Source organism: Rathayibacter sp. AY1A3, assembly GCF_002930975.1.
Lineage (GTDB): Bacteria > Actinomycetota > Actinomycetes > Actinomycetales > Microbacteriaceae > Rathayibacter.
Genome location: NZ_PSTO01000004.1, coordinates 130,061 through 144,846 on the forward strand (window position 1 = coordinate 130,061; position 14,786 = coordinate 144,846).

The following is a 14,786-nucleotide window of genomic DNA, read 5'->3' on the forward strand; positions in this document are numbered from 1 at the left end:
CATAAGTCTATCGAACCGACGCGATCGCTGCATTCCTTGCATCCTTTGCGGCGCGCTGTGCAATCTTCTGGTCGGTCTGTCTCTGCCGTGCCATTTTCTTTCGAAGATCAACGATCCAAGACTCCGGCACGTTCAACTGACGCGCCAGTGTACGGGCCGCGCGGAGCTTGAAAGGTGCGAGGTGTTCAGGGCGCAGATCTTCCTGTCGGCCGAACCTCGGCAAGTCCGATTCCGCGGTGGCATCCGCTGGACTCTCTGCCTTTCGACCTGTGGCACCTTCTACTTCCTTCTCGGTGAGGTTCCGCACCAGTCGAGTGCGTGCGGCGTAGCACCTACCCACCGCCCTCTCGATGCGCTCACTAGTGGCGACGGTGCTTGGAGAAACCATCTCGGTGACGACCGTCCAAAGTCGATCGAGGTCTCTTTCTTCGGTCAGGTCAGCCCGTTCCGAAAGCGTCTTGAAGATGTCGTTCTGAATCATGTTGTCTCCTAGAGGGTCACGCGGGGTCAGTTCGGGGACTGAAGAGGGCCTCTAGCTCGCCCTGAAGCGCCGTGATCTCGTCCTCCTCGCCGTAGTCCGGGCCGCTCTCGCGAAGAGCGTCGATACGGGCACGAATCGCAGAGCCTCGTGCGAAGAGCACCGCGAAGTCGGTCCCGTCCTCCTTGTGAGAGGTTCCGTTGAGCTGGTGGCGGTGGGTCATGAAGTTCTCCTTTTAGTGGGCCCGAGCTTGGGCCGTTTCTTGTTATACGAGGCTGCGCGGCCATGCGCCGGATCGAAGCGAGAAATCTTGAGAAGAGATCTCAGACGATCAGATTCATGAACGCGGCCTCCGCCTCGACAGCAGGTCGCGGAGCCGGCTCCGCATGGACCTCCGGTGCACGATGGCCTTCGCCTGGTACCCGTGGAGCCGTAGATGCTCGACCGCCACCACGGCACCGTGGAGCCGCAGCGTCTCGGCAACGGCGTCGATCAGCTCAGGAGCGCGCTCCTGAATGACCATGGCCACCTCCGGGGTGACCTGAACCTCCTCCAAGACCTCCGGGGCCGGAGGGCGCTTGTTCCAGTCCTTCAGCACGCCAGAGGGCTGAGTCGAACGGGTACGGAGGTCTGAGACCGCGGAGCACCACTCTGTCCAAGCCCGAGCACCGGCCAGGTCGCCCTGTGCGGCCTTTTCCAAGGCATCAACAGGGAACCGCACCTTGGTGACGTATTGAGCCACGACGCGGGCGTCAGAGCGGTCGAAGGCCTGCACATCCTGAGGCTTCTTACTTGCTCGATGGCCGAGCTTTTTTGCCGTATCGCACCACAGCGCGAACCAGTCGCGACGGAACTGCTCAACGTCAGCATCAGAGTTGAGAATCATGATCGAGTGCGTGTGGACGTTGAAACCCCTTTCTTCGCTCCAGGTGCATTCCAGCGTCTTGTAGGAGCCCGACAGTCCGTACTTCTTCTTCAGTGCCGAGTAGGCGCGTCCGCGGGTCAGGTGCGACCACATAGCGGCAATGTGCTGGAGCTGGTCGACGACTCGCGTGTTCGACCAGTGGCGGAGAGTCGCGGTGATGAAGACGAGGGTGCCGGGGAGCGCTTCAAGAGCATCTCCGAGCGCCTTCGCCTGACGCGGGGCCTCTCGTTCGGCGCAGTCAGGGCAACGGAGCACGTTGTGGCACTTGAGCGGGCTGATCTTCGACACAGACCCGTCGATGTACTTCTTCGAGGCAGGGTTCTTGAACCTTCGCCCGCAGAGGCAAACCCAATCATTCTTCCTCAGGGGCTGAAGACTCTGGCTCAGCTTCTGGAAGCCACTCCGACGTGCCCGCTCCTGGTCGTAGATGCTGCTTCCTGTAGGAGTACGTTCTAGTACTTCATCAAGGGTGCGAGGGGTGGTCGAGGTGGTCGTCATCGTGGGCGTCTCCGGGTTGCCGTGACAGCCCGAGCTGGCCGTCCCCATTACTAGCAAGCAACCGGCGCGACGTTCCGGTGCGCAGAGAAAAGGGGCCCTCGCTCTGGACGACCAAGACCGAGCGAGAGCCCCACGGGAACCCGAGTTTTATTCTAGAACACCGACTCGCGGCGGAGAATCCTTCGACCTGGACTTGCTAGCCTTGGGGCTTACAAGTGAGACAACTCAGATCAAGAACTAGTGCTCGCCTGAGGCTCGACTAGCGACCAGTCTTCTTCGTCGAGCGACGTGGCGACGAGGTGTCGGATCTTGACTCGATCCGCGCCCCGACCCTTGGCCACCCTGACATCGAGCAAGGTGCGGACAAGCTCTCGCTGCTCGTCCAGGCTCAGCCCATGGAACCGCTCCTCCACCTGAGCGCCGACCTCGACCGCCCTGTCGAGATTGACGCGACCACGCCCCCAGAGTTCTGCTCGAAGCTGGCCCAGGATGCCGGAGGATGCCTGTGCGGCTCTCTGCGCCTCGATACGGGCCTCGATCCCCTCTCGGTCGTCCCTGAGCTTCAGGAGCCGCACACGAGCAACAGCGGGAGGGAGCAAGCCCTCGTCCTTTTCGGCGTAGGCGTCGCTCACGAGAGCATGGTTCGCATCCAGCTCAGCGAGGAGGCTGGCCAGGGACTCCCCCGTCTCGACACTGCCGACCGGCGCGAAGAGAAGAGCCCTCACGCACGCATCGATGACCTGCTGATCGATGAACTTCTTGCCGATCTGGACGTGACTCGTGTCGGCCTTGCAGATGTAGGAGCGAGAGTAGAAGAGCTTCCCTCCGCAGAGGTCGCAGTGAGCAAGTCCGGACAGAAGGTGCTTCGTTCCGGGACCGGGGGTGGTGCGGCGTCCGGGGTCGGCCAGGATCGTCCGAACCCGCTCGGCCTGCTCCGAAGTGACGATGGGCTTAATCCAGGTGGATTCAGTCAGCACGCCTTCAACGAGAGTATGACCGGCATAGTGCACCCTGTTGCAGATGTCACGGAGGCGGCCTGGCGTCCAGCTCTTCATCGTCGCTGAAGGCACGGCACGGTCCGTGAGGTCGAGGGCGATGCCGCGCAGGCTGTGGCCCTTCTCGACCCGCTCGAAGATTTCGCGCACGGTGACGGCCTCCTCCTCGACAGGGGTACAGCCGTCCGTCTCGTAGCCGAAGCGCCGCTTGCCTGGAGTCGGTCGGCCCTGAGCACGACGGGACTCGTTCGCTCGCTTCTGGCGCTCGCTCTTCCTAGCCGTCTCGAAGCGGGCCATGCCCGCCATCATCGTCGCGCGGAGCTGTCCGTCCGCGGTCAGGATGTCGATCTCGCCGTCGATCGTCATCACCGCAACCCCGGCATCGATCAGTGTCAGGAGGTCACGGATGCCTCGGAGAAGGCGATCCATGTCGACTGAGATGACGACATCGAAGTCTCTCGACGCGGCGCCGCTGAGCATCTCAGCCCAGGCAGTCCCAGGGCCCCGGGGCTTGGTCGCGGAAACGTCGTTGTCTCGGTAGGCGCGCACGACGGTCCAGCCCCGACGCTCGGCCATCTCCGTGCACCGCGCGATCTGGCGGTCGATGCCCTCTTCGCGGTCGAGGGACTGCCGGACGTAGATGGCCGCTCGTTTGGTCATACGCACAACTCTACTTCTGGTGCAGGAATCGCCAGCGGGTGGGCGTGGTGCCCGGCGGGACCTCCGTCGCGACGGCGCAGCCGGGGGTGGCGATGATGCGGTGGAGGAGGTCGGCGTGAGCCGTCGGGTAGAGGCGGTCCGCTCCCCCGGCGAGGAAGGCGACCGTCCGGCCTCCGGAGCCGAGGGCGGCGCGGTGGGCGACCGCGTCGATTCCGAAGGCACCGCCCGAGACGACGGAGACGCCTCGCGCCGCGACGCCCGCGGCGAGCTCGGCGGCCACGTGCTCGCCGTAACCGGTCGCAGCGCGGGCGCCGACGAGGGCGAGGCGGTGCGGCGGATCGAAGGCGGCGGGATCACCGCGCAGCCAGAGCAGGAGTGGCGCGTGCGGTCCGAGGTCGTCGAGCGACTCGGGCCACACGGGAGCCCCGGGCAGGAGCAGCCGGGCGCCGAGTCGCTCGGCGATCTCGAGACGTCGGAACAGGAGCCTGCGGTCCAGGCGCGGTCTCCAGCGCGCCAGCCCCGACTGGAGCGCGGCGACCTCGGAGTCGAGGGGCGCGAGCGCCGCGCCTCCTTCGTCGGAGGGAGCGCGATGCGGGGGCGCGAGGATCTCCTCCGCGGACGACGAGGACACGACGTGGGCGAAGGCCTCGGCCGCGCCGACCCTCTCGATGAGGAGGGCGGCGACGGAGTCGCCGGGCTCGGTCAGAGAGTTCCAGCCGCACCGGGCAGCAGCGTCGACGAGTGCGCTCCGAGCGCAGCCGGACTCACCCGAAGGCTCGCCGTCGGCAGCCGAGTCCGGATCGGCTGCGCCGCTCGGCAGCAGTCGGCGAACAGCATCGAGCTCCGCGCCGTCGAAGAGCGCGTCGGGCCGGATCACGCGGCACCCCCACGGAGGACGAGCGCGCGCGCGAGGTGGGCTGCTGACGGCCGGTCGGCTGCGTCGAGGTCCGCGAGCGTCCAGGCCAGGCGCAGGACCCGGTCGTAGCCGCGCATGGTCACCAGACCTCGCTCCAGAGCCCGGTCGAGCGTGCGGGACTCGGCACTGGTCGGGCGCACCGGGTCCGAGCGCAGCCAGGCGCCGGAGACCTCCGAGTTGAGCGTCCACGGAGTGGAGGCGAGGCGAGCCGCTGCCAGGGACCGCGCCGCAACGACACGGGCGCGGGCCTGCGCCGTCGACATGCCGGACGTGTCTCGACGTGCGGCCAGCTGAGCCGCGCTGATGCGGCGGACCGTCAGGCGGATGTCGACGCGGTCGAGCAGCGGTCCGCTGAGCCGCGCGAGGTAGCGGCGGCGGACCGAGGGAGCACAGGTGCAGGTCTCTCCGGGGATGCCGAAGCGGCCGCACGGGCACGGGTTCGCCGCGAGGACGAGCTGCACCCGCGCGGGGAACTCGGCGACGGCGTTCGCGCGGTGGATGCGGATCACGCCGGATTCGAGCGGCTGGCGCAGCGCATCGAGGGCGACGGACGAGAACTCGGGGGCCTCGTCGAGGAACAGCACTCCCCGGGTGGCGCGGGCGACCGCGCCGGGCTGGATGCGGCCGCTGCCCCCGCCGACGATCGCTGCGGACGAGGCCGAATGGTGCGGACTCTCGAACGGCGGTCTGCGCACCAGCGCGCCACCGGTCGGCGCTCCGACCAGCGAGCGCATGCAGGTGGCCTCCAGCGCTGCGTCGTCATCGAGGTCGGGGAGGATGCCTGGAAGGCGCGAGGCGAGCATCGTCTTCCCGGCGCCGGGAGGCCCGAGCAGGAACACGTGGTGCCCGCCCGCCGCCGCGACGACCATCGCCTCGGCCGCCTCCTCGTTCCCCACCACGTCGGAGAGGTCGAGGCGGGCCTCCGGCTCGGACACCGTCGCAGACGGCGGCGCGGCCTCGGGGAGCACCGGCACTTCCCACTCGGCTCCGTGCCAGACGGCGGCCGCCGCCAGCGAGGAGACCGCGATCACCTCGACGCCGTCGACCAGCTCCGCCTCGAGGCGGTCCTCGACGGGGACCATCACGCGGCGCCTGCCCTCGCGGGCGGCCGCGAGCACCGCGGGCAGCACGCCGGGGACGGAGCGCAGCCGGCCGTCCAGCCCGAGCTCCCCGATGTGGACGACCGCGGCGACCGACTCCGCATCGACCTCACGGAGCGACGCGAGCGCGGCCAGCCCGATGGCGAGATCGAAGGCGGAGCCGTGCTTGGGCATCGCGGCCGGCGAGAGGTTCACGGTGATCTTGTATTCGGCGATGGTGCTGCCGGAGTTGATCGCCGCCGAGCGCACCCGCTCCTTCGCCTGGGCGAGCGCGGCGTCGGGCAGGCCGATGATCACCATGCCCGGGGTGCCGTCGGCCGAGTGGGCCTCCACCCCGACCACGGCTCCCGCGAAGCCGACGAGACCGACCGCGGAGGTCCTCCCCAGGCCCATCAGGCCACCGCCCGCAGGTGCCGGATCTGCGACGGGACTCCCCCGGGAGCGACGATGCCGACCGCGTCGATCCGCAGATGCCGGGAGCGCTCGTGGTGCTCGTCGGCCCAGGCGTAGGCGAGTCGGCGCAGGCGCTGCGCCTTGGCCCGCGTGATGGCCTCGACCGGCAGTCCGAAGCGCGTCGACGAGCGCGTCTTCACCTCCACCACGACCAGTGCCGACCCGTCGCGGGCGACGATGTCGAGCTCGCCCTCGCGGACCCGCCAGTTGCGGTCGAGGATCTCGAATCCGTTGTCTCTCAGGTGCGCCGCCGCGATCTCCTCGCCGCGCCGCCCCAGTTCGTCCTTGTCCATGCGTCCTCCTGCCGGAAGCGTGCAGGAGCAGAGAGGAGCGTCGGACGGCCGGGAGGGGATCCGGGGAGAAGAGGGCCGAGGAGGCGGGTGGGGAGGGACGTCGGGCCGGGGTCTCGATACGCCGCCGGGTGCGGCTACGCGACCAGCTGATGTATCCGCGCCGCCTGAAGACGAGACCTGCGGAGCCGCGGATCCGACAGAGCTCCGGAGCGGGGTGGGGCTGCGGGCACCGGGTCTCGATGCGCCGACGGAGGCGGCTACGCGACCAGCAGGGGGTCCGGAGCCTGCCGCGACAGCGCCCTACTCGTCGAGCGCGAGCTCCTTGGGGAGCTCGAACTCCTTGCGGGAGAGCTCCTCGACGTTGACGTCCTTGAAGGTCAGCACGCGCACCGACTTCACGAAGCGGTCGGAGCGGTAGACGTCCCAGACCCACACGTCGCGCATGGTCAGCTCGAAGTAGAAGTCGTGCTCGGTGTCGCGGCGGACCAGGTCGACCTCGTTCGCCAGGTAGAACCGGCGCTCGGTCTCGACGACGTACGAGAACTGCGAGACGACGTCGCGGTACTCCCGGTACAGTGCCAGCTCGACCTCGCGGTCGTAGTCCTCGAATTCGTCCTCATCCATCGTTGGACAATCCTACGCCGAGCCGACGGGCACGAACGCCGGGAGCGGCTCCTCGACGCTCTCCCGCGACTTCGACAGCCAGGTCACCCGGTGCAGCGGGGACGGGCCGACCCGCTCGATCCCCGCCCAGTGCGCGGCGCTGCCGTAGCCCTTGTTGCTGTCCCAGGCGTAGTCGGCGAAGTCGTCGTGGTGGCGCACCATCTGACCGTCCCGGCCCACCTTCGCGAGCACGGAGGCGGCGGAGACGGCGGCGCAGTCGCGGTCGGCCTTCACGCGGGTGACGATCGTCAGCTCGGCCGCCCACTCGCCCAGCGCGGGCGTCAGCCAGTCGTGAGCGCCGTCGAGGAGGACGACGGCGGTGGCGAGGTCGACGCCCTGGTCGGCGAGGCGCTCGATGCCCCTCGACGCGGCGCGGCCGAGGCCGGCGATGATCCCGGTCTCGTCGATCTCGTCCGCCGAGGACTCGCCGATCGCCCAGGCAGAGACCCACTTCGCTACTCCCGGCAGGAGCGCCTCGCGGCGGGCGGGAGCGAGCATCTTGGAGTCGCGGAGCCCCTCGGGGAAGCGCCCACAGCGGCTGCCGATCGACACGACGCCGACCGAGACCGGGCCGGCGATCGCGCCGCGGCCGACCTCGTCGCAGCCGATGACCGTCTCGTAGCCCTGCCGGAAGAGGCGCCGCTCCTGCGTCAGCGTCGGCTCGGCGACGACCACCTAGCCCTGCCCGCTCTGCACGTCGTCCGAGCCCTCCTCGGAGGCCTCGGTGTCGACTCCGCGGAACACCGACGGGTAGTCGTCGAGCCACGCCCACTGCTGCACGGGCCAGGTGACGAGGATCGCGCGGCCCACGACGTTGTCGATCGGCACGAAACCGCCGCCCGGCTTGTCGGTGTTGTAGCGGGAGTCGGCGGAGTTGTAGCGGTTGTCGCCCATCACCCAGAGCGAGCCCTCGGGCACGACGACGTCGAAGGGGGTGGCCGAGACGGCCTGCACCCCGTCCGGCAGCTTCACGTAGGGCTCGTCGATCGGGTTGCCGTTGATCTCGACCTGGCCGAGCGGCGTGCAGCAGGTCACGTGGTCGCCCGGCAGGCCGATGACGCGCTTGATGAGGTGGTCGTTGCTGTCGGGAGCGGTGAGGCCGACGAGCGCGAGGGCGGAGTCGACCGCGGCCTGGAACGGCGGCACGGAGGGCTCGGAGCTCGGCGAGAGCCATCCGCCGGGATCGCGGAAGACGACGACGTCGCCCCGCGAGATCGGCACGACTCCGGGCACGAGCTCGTTCACGAGGATGCGATCGTTCTCGACGAGCGTCTGCTCCATGGAGGAGGAGGGGATGTAGAACGAGCGGATCAGGAAGGTCTTCACGAGGAAGGAGACGAGCACCGCGACCACGAAGATGATCAGCACGTCGCGGAGGAAGAGCAGGACACCCCGGCGCTTGCGCGGGCGCTTCTCGGACGGATCCGCCGAGTGGCGGGCGTGGTCCTCGCCTCCGGGGAGGCGGACCGGGGCCGTGCTGTCTGTCATCGCTCGCCGTCGCCCCTACTGTGCATCACCGGGTGGACTCCCCGGACGGATCGCCCCCGAGAAAGGGAGGAACCCCGGTCCATCATAGGTGGACCGGGGTTCCCGAGAAGTCGTGCGGATGCCGCTCAGGCGTCGCGCTTCTCCTTGATCTTCGCCTTCTTGCCGCGCAGGTTGCGCAGGTAGTAGAGCTTCGCGCGACGGACGTCACCGCGAGTGACGACCTCGATGTGGTCGATGACCGGCGAGTGCACGGGGAACGTGCGCTCGACGCCGACCTGGAAGCTCACCTTGCGGACGGTGAAGGTCTCGCGGACGCCCTCGTTCGAGCGGCCGATGACGACGCCCTGGAAGACCTGGATGCGCGAGCGGGAGCCCTCGACGATGTTGACGTGGACCTTGACGGTGTCGCCGGCGCGGAAGTCCGGGACATCGCTGCGGAGGGACGCCGCATCGACGGAATCGAGGATGTGCATGCTGTATCGCTCTCCGTGCCCGCCACAGGTCGAACACCGTTTCGTTGATGGAAGTCGGTCGTGCCCACGTCGTCGCGGCTCCCCTGTGGCAGAGCCTGCGCGAGGCACAAGCGCTCATTCTGCCATGCCGCGTCGATCCGAGTCAAAGCAGGCTCGTCTGGAGGGCAGGGTCACCCGGAGGGCAGAGCTGCGCAGAGGGCGGATCCGTCGAGAGGGCCGAGCCGTGGAGCAGGGCGGGGCCTCGCAATGGGACAGCGTCTCGCAGGAGGCCCCCTCAGAGGACGATGGTCTGCCCGTCCTGCGGGCGCTCCGGATCGAAGCCCTCGCCTGCGACCGGGCGGTGAGCGCCCTCGGCCTGCACGGACGCCGCCTCCGAGAAGGCGAGGAGAGTGGCCCTCGCGTCGGCGAGGAACCGCCACGCCGAGTGCCAGAAGGCCGCCACTCCGAGGACCACCGAGAGCAGGCCCAGCGCCCAGGCGCCGGGCGGGAAGAAGCCGAAGGCGATCAGGGAGAGGTGCCAGGCGCCGACCACGGCCACGTCGCCCCACGCGGGAGTGCGCGTGGGCCGGACGGTCACCCGGAATGCGACGATCGCGGCCACAGCCGCCAGCGCGACCGCCAGAATGGGGAGGGCGATCACCAGGCCGAGCACGGTCCAGCCGCTCGATCCTCCGAAGACCCCGTAGCCGAGGAGGATCCACAAGGGCAGCACGATCGCCGCCGGGAACTGCCAGGAACCGAATGCCCGTCGCGTGCGCATGCACCGACCGTACCCACCACCGCTGAGCGACGGCTCAGCGGACCCCGAGAGGATCAGGATGATCGAGCTACGCACCCCCGCCGAGATCGAGGAGATGCGTCCCGCCGGCCGCTTCGTCGGCGAGGTACTGAAGGCCACCTCCGCCGCCGCCGCGGTCGGCGTGAACCTGCTGGAGCTCGACCGGCTCGCCCACGACATGATCCGCACGGCCGGCGCCGAGTCCTGCTACATCGACTACCACCCCTCCTTCGGCGCGAGCCCCTTCGGCAAGGTCATCTGCACCTCCGTCAACGACGCGGTGCTGCACGGCCTGCCCTTCGACTACCGGCTGAGGGACGGCGACCTGCTCACCCTCGACTTCGCCGCCTCCGTGAACGGCTGGGTCGCCGACTCGGCCATCAGCGTCGTGGTCGGGACGCCGCGCGAGGAGGACCTCGCCCTCATCGACACCACCACCCGCGCGCTCGAGGCCGGCATCGCCGCCGCCCAGCCCGGGAAGAAGATCGGCGACATCTCCGCGGCCATCGCGGCCGTCGCGCACGCCGAGGGCCTGTCCATCAACACCGACTTCGGCGGCCACGGCGTCGGCCGCACGATGCACGGCGATCCGCACATCCCCAACGACGGACGCGCCGGCCGCGGCTACCCGCTCCGCCCGGGCCTCGTCGTCGCGATCGAGCCGTGGTTCCTGCAGACGACCGACGAGATCTACACGGACAAGGACGGCTGGACCCTCCGCAGCCGTGACGGCTCTCGCGGCGCCCACATGGAGCACACGATCGCCATCACCGAGACGGGGAACATCGTCCTCTCCGCGCGGGACTGACCGAATGATGGACAGTACCGCTATCCGATAGCGATACTGTCCACGTGAGAATCTCGGAGCTCAGCCGCAGCAGCGGCGTCAGCCTGCCCACGATCAAGTACTACATCCGGGAGGGGCTGCTGCCGCCGGGCGACGCCGCCGGCCCTCAGCGGGCGGAGTACGGGGACGCCCATGTCGCCCGCCTGACGCTGCTCCGGGCGCTCATCGAGAGCGGCGGCGTCGGCATCGCCGGCGCGAAGCGGATCACGGCGGCGCTCGACGCGGGCGTCGGTCCGACAGCGGCGTTCGAGGTGGCGCAGGACGTGGTCTCCGTGAGCGCCGACTCGACAGCGTCCGCCACTGAGGCGTCGACGCGGCGGATCGCCGAGGCCGCGGGCTCCGACCACTGCGGCCACCCTGCCGTCGCGACGGCGGCACGGGCGCTCGACGCGCTCGAGCTCTCCACCGGACCGATGAGTGCCGGCTGGCTCGAGGCCTACGCACGCGCCGCCGCCCTCGTCGCCTCCGCCGACCTCGACGAACTGCAGGCCCGCGACAGCGTGAGCGAGCAGGCCGCCGTCGCCGCCGTCGGCACCGCGCTCGGAGACGTGGTGCTGCAGTCGCTCCGGCGCGTCGCCCAGGCGCGCGAGACGCAGAGCCGCTTCGGCTCGACGGAGGTGCCCCGATGAGTGCGGCGACCGAGACGCCCGCGCGCACGGCCTCCGCCGCTCCGCACCGGCCGCTTCTGGTGCTCGCTGCCGCGATGGCGGTCGGCGCCCTCCTCTGCGCGATCGCGCTGGTCCTCGATCCCCGCGAGCTCGGCGGACAGCCGCTCTGGGGCAAGCCGCTGAAGTTCTGCCTCTCGATCGCGCTGTACGCCGTGACGCTCGCCTGGCTGATCGGGCTCGTGCCCCGCCGGCGCCGCCTCGCCCGAGCGCTGGGCACGGTCGCGGCAGTCGGCCTGGCGGTCGAGATGGTCGTGATCGGAGGCGCCGCCCTGGTCGGCGAGCGCAGCCACTTCGACGTCTCCACTCCCCTGCACGCCGCGCTCTGGGCCTCGATGGCCGTCTCCATCGTGGTGGTCTGGCTGGCGACGCTGGTCCTCGCCGCCCTCCTGGCGCGGGTGCCGCTCGGCGACCCTGCGCTGACGCTCGCCGTCCGTGCCGGACTCGTGATCGGGCTCGTCGGGATGGCCCTCGCGTTCCTGATGACGGGGCCCTCGCCCGGCCAGATCAGCGACTACCAGGGCGTCGTCGGCGCGCACGCCGTCGGAGTCGCGGACGGCGGACCCGGCCTCCCCCTCCTGGGCTGGAGCACCACGGGGGGCGATCTGCGCATCCCGCACTTCGTCGGGATGCACGCTCTGCAGGGGCTCCCGCTGCTCGCGCTGCTGCTCGGACGGCTGGCACCCCGGATCCCCTTGCTGCGCCTCGGATGCACCCGGCTGCGGCTCGTCGCACTGGCCTCGGCGGGCTGGGCGGCCGCGGTCGCCCTCACCTGCTGGCAGGCGCTGCGCGGACAGGCGCTGACCGCACCGGACGCGCTGACCCTCGCCGTCGCTACTGTGGCGGTGGTCGCCCTCGCCGGAGGGACGATCCTCACCCTCGCACGAACGGAGGCCCGCGCATGAGCCGGCTACGCCGCAGCTGGACGCCGCTCGGGATCGTCTACCTCATCCTCGCCCTCGCCGGGCTGATCGGGACCTGGACCTGGAACGTGCGGGCGATGCAGGAGGGCGCGGACGTGCTCGCCGGCCTTGCCGCAGGCGGGCCGTGGGTGTCGTCGTTCTCGACCGACCTGCTGGTCGTCGCGATCGCGGCCGTCGCCTTCATGGTGGTGGAGGGCCGCCGGATCGGGATGCGCCGCGTGTGGATCCTGGTGCTGCTCGCGCCGCTGGTCGCCCTCGCGTTCGCGTTCCCCCTCTTCCTCGCCCTCCGCGACCGGCACCTGGCCCTCGCGGCCCGGTGAGCGTGCGGCGCGGGGCTAGGGAAGCAGTTCGGGGCGGACGCGGCGCGTGCGCTCGACGCTCTGCTCGTGGCGCCAGGCGGCGATCGCCCCGTGGTTGCCGCTGAGGAGCACCGGAGGGACGTCGAGGCCCCGCCAGGAAGCGGGCTTGGTGTAGCTCGGGTACTCGAGCAGCCCGTCGGAGTGGCTCTCCTCGACCAGGCTCGCCGGATTGCCGACGACGCCCGGGACCAGGCGTCCGACGGCCTCGATCATCGCCATCACGGCGACCTCTCCTCCGTTGAGGACGTAGTCGCCGAGGCTGATCAGCCGGACCCGCGCGCGCTCGGCGGTGTGGTCCACAACGCGCTGGTCGATGCCCTCGTAGCGGCCGCAGCCGAAGACGAGGGAGGACTCCTCCGCGAGCTCGCGGGCGGTCGCCTGGGTGAACAGCTCGCCCGCGGGCGACGGGAAGATCACGACGGGGTCGTCCGCGCCGTCGAGGATCGTGTCGAGCGCCTCGCCCCACGGCTCCGGTCGCATCACCATGCCGGCGCCGCCGCCGTAGGGCGTGTCGTCGACGGTGCGGTGGCGGTCGTGGGTGAAGTCGCGCAGGTCGTGCACGCCGAGCTCGATCAGCCCGCTCTGCCGAGCACGGCCGAGCAGGCTGATGTCGAGCACGCCGAAGAACTCCGGGAAGATCGTGACGATGTCGATCCTCACGACCGGGGCTCCTCCTCGGAGGCGGCGTCGGAGGCGGCCGGGGGCTCGTCGTCGGCGGGCTCCTCGAGAGCGGCGTCCGCGTCAGCGGAGTCCGCGTCATCGGAGGCGTCCGGCGCGTCGGCGTCCGCAGGCGCGCTCAGCGCCGGGTCCGCGAGGTCGACACCGCTGAGGTCGACCGCGGCGGGCTCCTCCTCGGGAGCCTCCTCGAACAGGCCGATCGGAGGCGTGACCGTGACGATCCCGGCCGCGGCGTCGACGGAGGGGACGATCGCGTTCACGAACGGCACCATCACCTCGCCGGAGGGGGTACCGACGATGAGCAGGTCCTGCGCGGGGAAGTGGTCGACGCGGCGGACGGTGCCGACCTCGACGCCGTCGCGGACGACCTTCATGCCGACCAGCTGGTAGTCGTACCAGGAGTCGTCCTCGCCCGGCTGGGTCTGCACCTCCTCGTCGATCCAGAGGATCGCCTTCAGGAGGGTCTCAGCGGCGTTGCGGTCGTCGACGCCTCGGAAGAACGCGACGGGGTGGCTGTTGTACCAGCGCAGCTCGACGAGCTCGAGCTTCTTGCCGTGCCACTCGGAGGTGCGCGGGACCTGCAGCGTGAACGTGGATCCGGGGGTGAAGCGCTTGTCGGGCTCGTCCGTGTAGAGCTCGAGCTTGATGGCGCCCTTGAGCCCGTGGGCCTTGGTGAGTCGGGCGACGCGGAGCTGCGTCGTGCCCGGTCCGGTGACCGACACCTCTACTTGTCGGTGTCGACGACGTCGACGCGCACGCGGCGCCCGTCGGCGAGCGCGGCGACGAGAGTGCGGACGGCCTTGGCGGTGCGACCGGAGCGTCCGATCACGCGGCCGAGGTCCTCGGGGTGCACGCGCACCTCGAGGACCTCTCCGCGCGGGGAGCTCGTGGCCACGACACTGACCTCATCGGGGTTCTCGACGATCCCCTTGACGAGGTGTTCGACGGCGGGAGCGAGCACTGACTACGCCTCGGTGGAGGTCTCGTCGGCGGTGTCCTCGACCGGGGCGGCCTTGGCCGGAGCCTCGGACTTCGGCTTGAGGACGGGCTTCTTCTTCGCGTCGACGACGAACGGAGCCTTGGGCTCCTTCACCTGGACGGTGCTGACGGCGTCGGCGTCGCCCTTGAAGCGGCCCCAGTCGCCGGTCAGCTTGAGGATCGCGGCGACCTGCTCGGTCGGCTGCGCGCCGACTCCGAGCCAGTACTGCGCGCGCTCCGAGTCGACCTGGATGAACGAGGGCTGCTCGGTCGGGTGGTACTTGCCGATCTCCTCGATCACGCGGCCGTCGCGCTTGGTGCGCGAGTCGGCGACGACGATGCGGTAGTAGGGCGCCCGGATCTTGCCGAGGCGCTTCAGACGAATCTTGACAGCCACAATTCTCCTGTGTGGTCGTTGACCGGTGTCCGGTCGATGATGGATGAACTGAGCCGTGAGCGTGGGGGCACACCCGGCGGAAGCTCGAGGGGGTTTCGTCGGCGGTGAGTAGAGGGTCGACCGCCTCGGACCCGACGGATCATTCTGCCAGAAAAACCGCCCTGGTGCGGGCCCGGCACGCCGCCGCCCAGCGGCACCCTCGCGGGAGCGGGCCTCGCG

Annotated in this window: 20 protein-coding genes; 4 read left to right on the forward strand and 16 right to left on the reverse strand. The window is 69.9% G+C overall.

Going from position 1 to position 14,786, the window contains the following annotated elements:
- Positions 1 to 7: 7 nt before the first annotated feature.
- The 12 genes from C5C10_RS17510 to C5C10_RS03275 form a co-directional block, all read right to left on the reverse strand.
- Entirely contained in the window at positions 8 to 481 is a 474-nt protein-coding gene (locus C5C10_RS17510; RefSeq protein ID WP_146082096.1) for a hypothetical protein, read from the reverse strand.
- A gap of 16 nt (positions 482 to 497) precedes the next feature.
- A complete protein-coding gene (locus C5C10_RS03225; RefSeq protein WP_104328492.1) occupies positions 498 to 701 on the reverse strand; it encodes a hypothetical protein in 204 nt (67 codons plus the stop codon).
- 114 nt (positions 702 to 815) lie between these two features.
- Positions 816 to 1,901 (reverse strand): protein rep, encoded by a 1,086-nt coding sequence (locus tag C5C10_RS03230; RefSeq protein ID WP_146082097.1) that lies wholly within the window; start codon positions 1,899 to 1,901, stop codon positions 816 to 818.
- Positions 1,902 to 2,131: 230 nt separating this feature from the next.
- Positions 2,132 to 3,556, reverse strand: a complete 1,425-nt coding sequence (locus tag C5C10_RS03235) for a recombinase family protein (protein WP_104328494.1) — start codon at positions 3,554 to 3,556, stop codon at positions 2,132 to 2,134.
- A 10-nt stretch (positions 3,557 to 3,566) separates the two neighbouring features.
- Positions 3,567 to 4,433, reverse strand: a complete 867-nt coding sequence (locus tag C5C10_RS03240) for a DNA-processing protein DprA (protein WP_181073374.1) — start codon at positions 4,431 to 4,433, stop codon at positions 3,567 to 3,569.
- Positions 4,430 to 5,965: a YifB family Mg chelatase-like AAA ATPase gene (locus C5C10_RS03245; protein ID WP_104328496.1), complete on the reverse strand. Its 1,536-nt coding sequence runs from the start codon at positions 5,963 to 5,965 to the stop codon at positions 4,430 to 4,432. The genes C5C10_RS03240 and C5C10_RS03245 overlap by 4 nt, the downstream gene beginning before the upstream one ends.
- Entirely contained in the window at positions 5,965 to 6,318 is a 354-nt protein-coding gene (locus C5C10_RS03250) for a YraN family protein (protein WP_104223901.1), read from the reverse strand. Before C5C10_RS03250 ends, C5C10_RS03245 begins: the two co-directional genes overlap by 1 nt.
- A 300-nt stretch (positions 6,319 to 6,618) precedes the next feature.
- The gene (locus tag C5C10_RS03255) at positions 6,619 to 6,942 is read right to left on the reverse strand and encodes a DUF2469 domain-containing protein (protein WP_055792576.1); all 324 of its coding nucleotides are present in this window, start codon (positions 6,940 to 6,942) and stop codon (positions 6,619 to 6,621) included.
- Positions 6,943 to 6,954: 12 nt separating this feature from the next.
- A complete protein-coding gene (locus C5C10_RS03260; protein WP_104250529.1) occupies positions 6,955 to 7,656 on the reverse strand; it encodes a ribonuclease HII in 702 nt (233 codons plus the stop codon).
- The gene (gene lepB / locus C5C10_RS03265; protein ID WP_104328497.1) at positions 7,657 to 8,469 is read right to left on the reverse strand and encodes a signal peptidase I; all 813 of its coding nucleotides are present in this window, start codon (positions 8,467 to 8,469) and stop codon (positions 7,657 to 7,659) included.
- Between the two features lie 125 nt (positions 8,470 to 8,594).
- Positions 8,595 to 8,942, reverse strand: a complete 348-nt coding sequence (gene rplS, locus C5C10_RS03270; RefSeq protein WP_104223904.1) for a 50S ribosomal protein L19 — start codon at positions 8,940 to 8,942, stop codon at positions 8,595 to 8,597.
- A 274-nt stretch (positions 8,943 to 9,216) separates the two neighbouring features.
- Positions 9,217 to 9,702: a hypothetical protein gene (locus tag C5C10_RS03275; RefSeq protein ID WP_104223905.1), complete on the reverse strand. Its 486-nt coding sequence runs from the start codon at positions 9,700 to 9,702 to the stop codon at positions 9,217 to 9,219.
- A gap of 58 nt (positions 9,703 to 9,760) precedes the next feature.
- Here C5C10_RS03275 and map point away from each other — a divergent pair, with 58 nt between their 5' ends.
- The 4 genes from map to C5C10_RS03295 are packed head-to-tail and all read left to right on the forward strand — an operon-like array spanning position 9,761 to position 12,475.
- On the forward strand, positions 9,761 to 10,528 hold the full coding sequence (gene map / locus C5C10_RS03280) for a type I methionyl aminopeptidase (RefSeq protein WP_104319244.1): 768 nt from the start codon (positions 9,761 to 9,763) through the stop codon (positions 10,526 to 10,528).
- Between the two features lie 44 nt (positions 10,529 to 10,572).
- Positions 10,573 to 11,196 carry a MerR family transcriptional regulator gene (locus tag C5C10_RS03285; RefSeq protein WP_104328498.1) on the forward strand — a complete coding sequence of 208 codons (624 nt, stop codon included), beginning with the start codon at positions 10,573 to 10,575 and terminating at the stop codon, positions 11,194 to 11,196.
- Entirely contained in the window at positions 11,193 to 12,137 is a 945-nt protein-coding gene (locus C5C10_RS03290) for a hypothetical protein (RefSeq protein ID WP_104328499.1), read from the forward strand. Before C5C10_RS03285 ends, C5C10_RS03290 begins: the two co-directional genes overlap by 4 nt.
- Positions 12,134 to 12,475: a DUF2834 domain-containing protein gene (locus C5C10_RS03295; RefSeq protein WP_104328500.1), complete on the forward strand. Its 342-nt coding sequence runs from the start codon at positions 12,134 to 12,136 to the stop codon at positions 12,473 to 12,475. The genes C5C10_RS03290 and C5C10_RS03295 overlap by 4 nt, the downstream gene beginning before the upstream one ends.
- Positions 12,476 to 12,490: 15 nt before the next feature.
- On the opposite strand, the gene trmD is transcribed toward C5C10_RS03295, so the two are convergent.
- Genes trmD through rpsP form a run of 4 tightly spaced genes read right to left on the reverse strand, consistent with a single transcriptional unit; the run spans position 12,491 to position 14,567 of the window.
- The gene (gene trmD / locus C5C10_RS03300; RefSeq protein WP_104256310.1) at positions 12,491 to 13,174 is read right to left on the reverse strand and encodes a tRNA (guanosine(37)-N1)-methyltransferase TrmD; all 684 of its coding nucleotides are present in this window, start codon (positions 13,172 to 13,174) and stop codon (positions 12,491 to 12,493) included.
- Positions 13,171 to 13,914 (reverse strand): ribosome maturation factor RimM, encoded by a 744-nt coding sequence (rimM, locus tag C5C10_RS03305; protein ID WP_104328501.1) that lies wholly within the window; start codon positions 13,912 to 13,914, stop codon positions 13,171 to 13,173. Before rimM ends, trmD begins: the two co-directional genes overlap by 4 nt.
- Before the next feature lie 2 nt (positions 13,915 to 13,916).
- Positions 13,917 to 14,153 carry an RNA-binding protein gene (locus C5C10_RS03310; RefSeq protein WP_068210678.1) on the reverse strand — a complete coding sequence of 79 codons (237 nt, stop codon included), beginning with the start codon at positions 14,151 to 14,153 and terminating at the stop codon, positions 13,917 to 13,919.
- A gap of 3 nt (positions 14,154 to 14,156) precedes the next feature.
- The gene (gene rpsP / locus C5C10_RS03315) at positions 14,157 to 14,567 is read right to left on the reverse strand and encodes a 30S ribosomal protein S16 (protein ID WP_104223912.1); all 411 of its coding nucleotides are present in this window, start codon (positions 14,565 to 14,567) and stop codon (positions 14,157 to 14,159) included.
- Between the last annotated feature and the right edge of the window lie 219 nt (positions 14,568 to 14,786).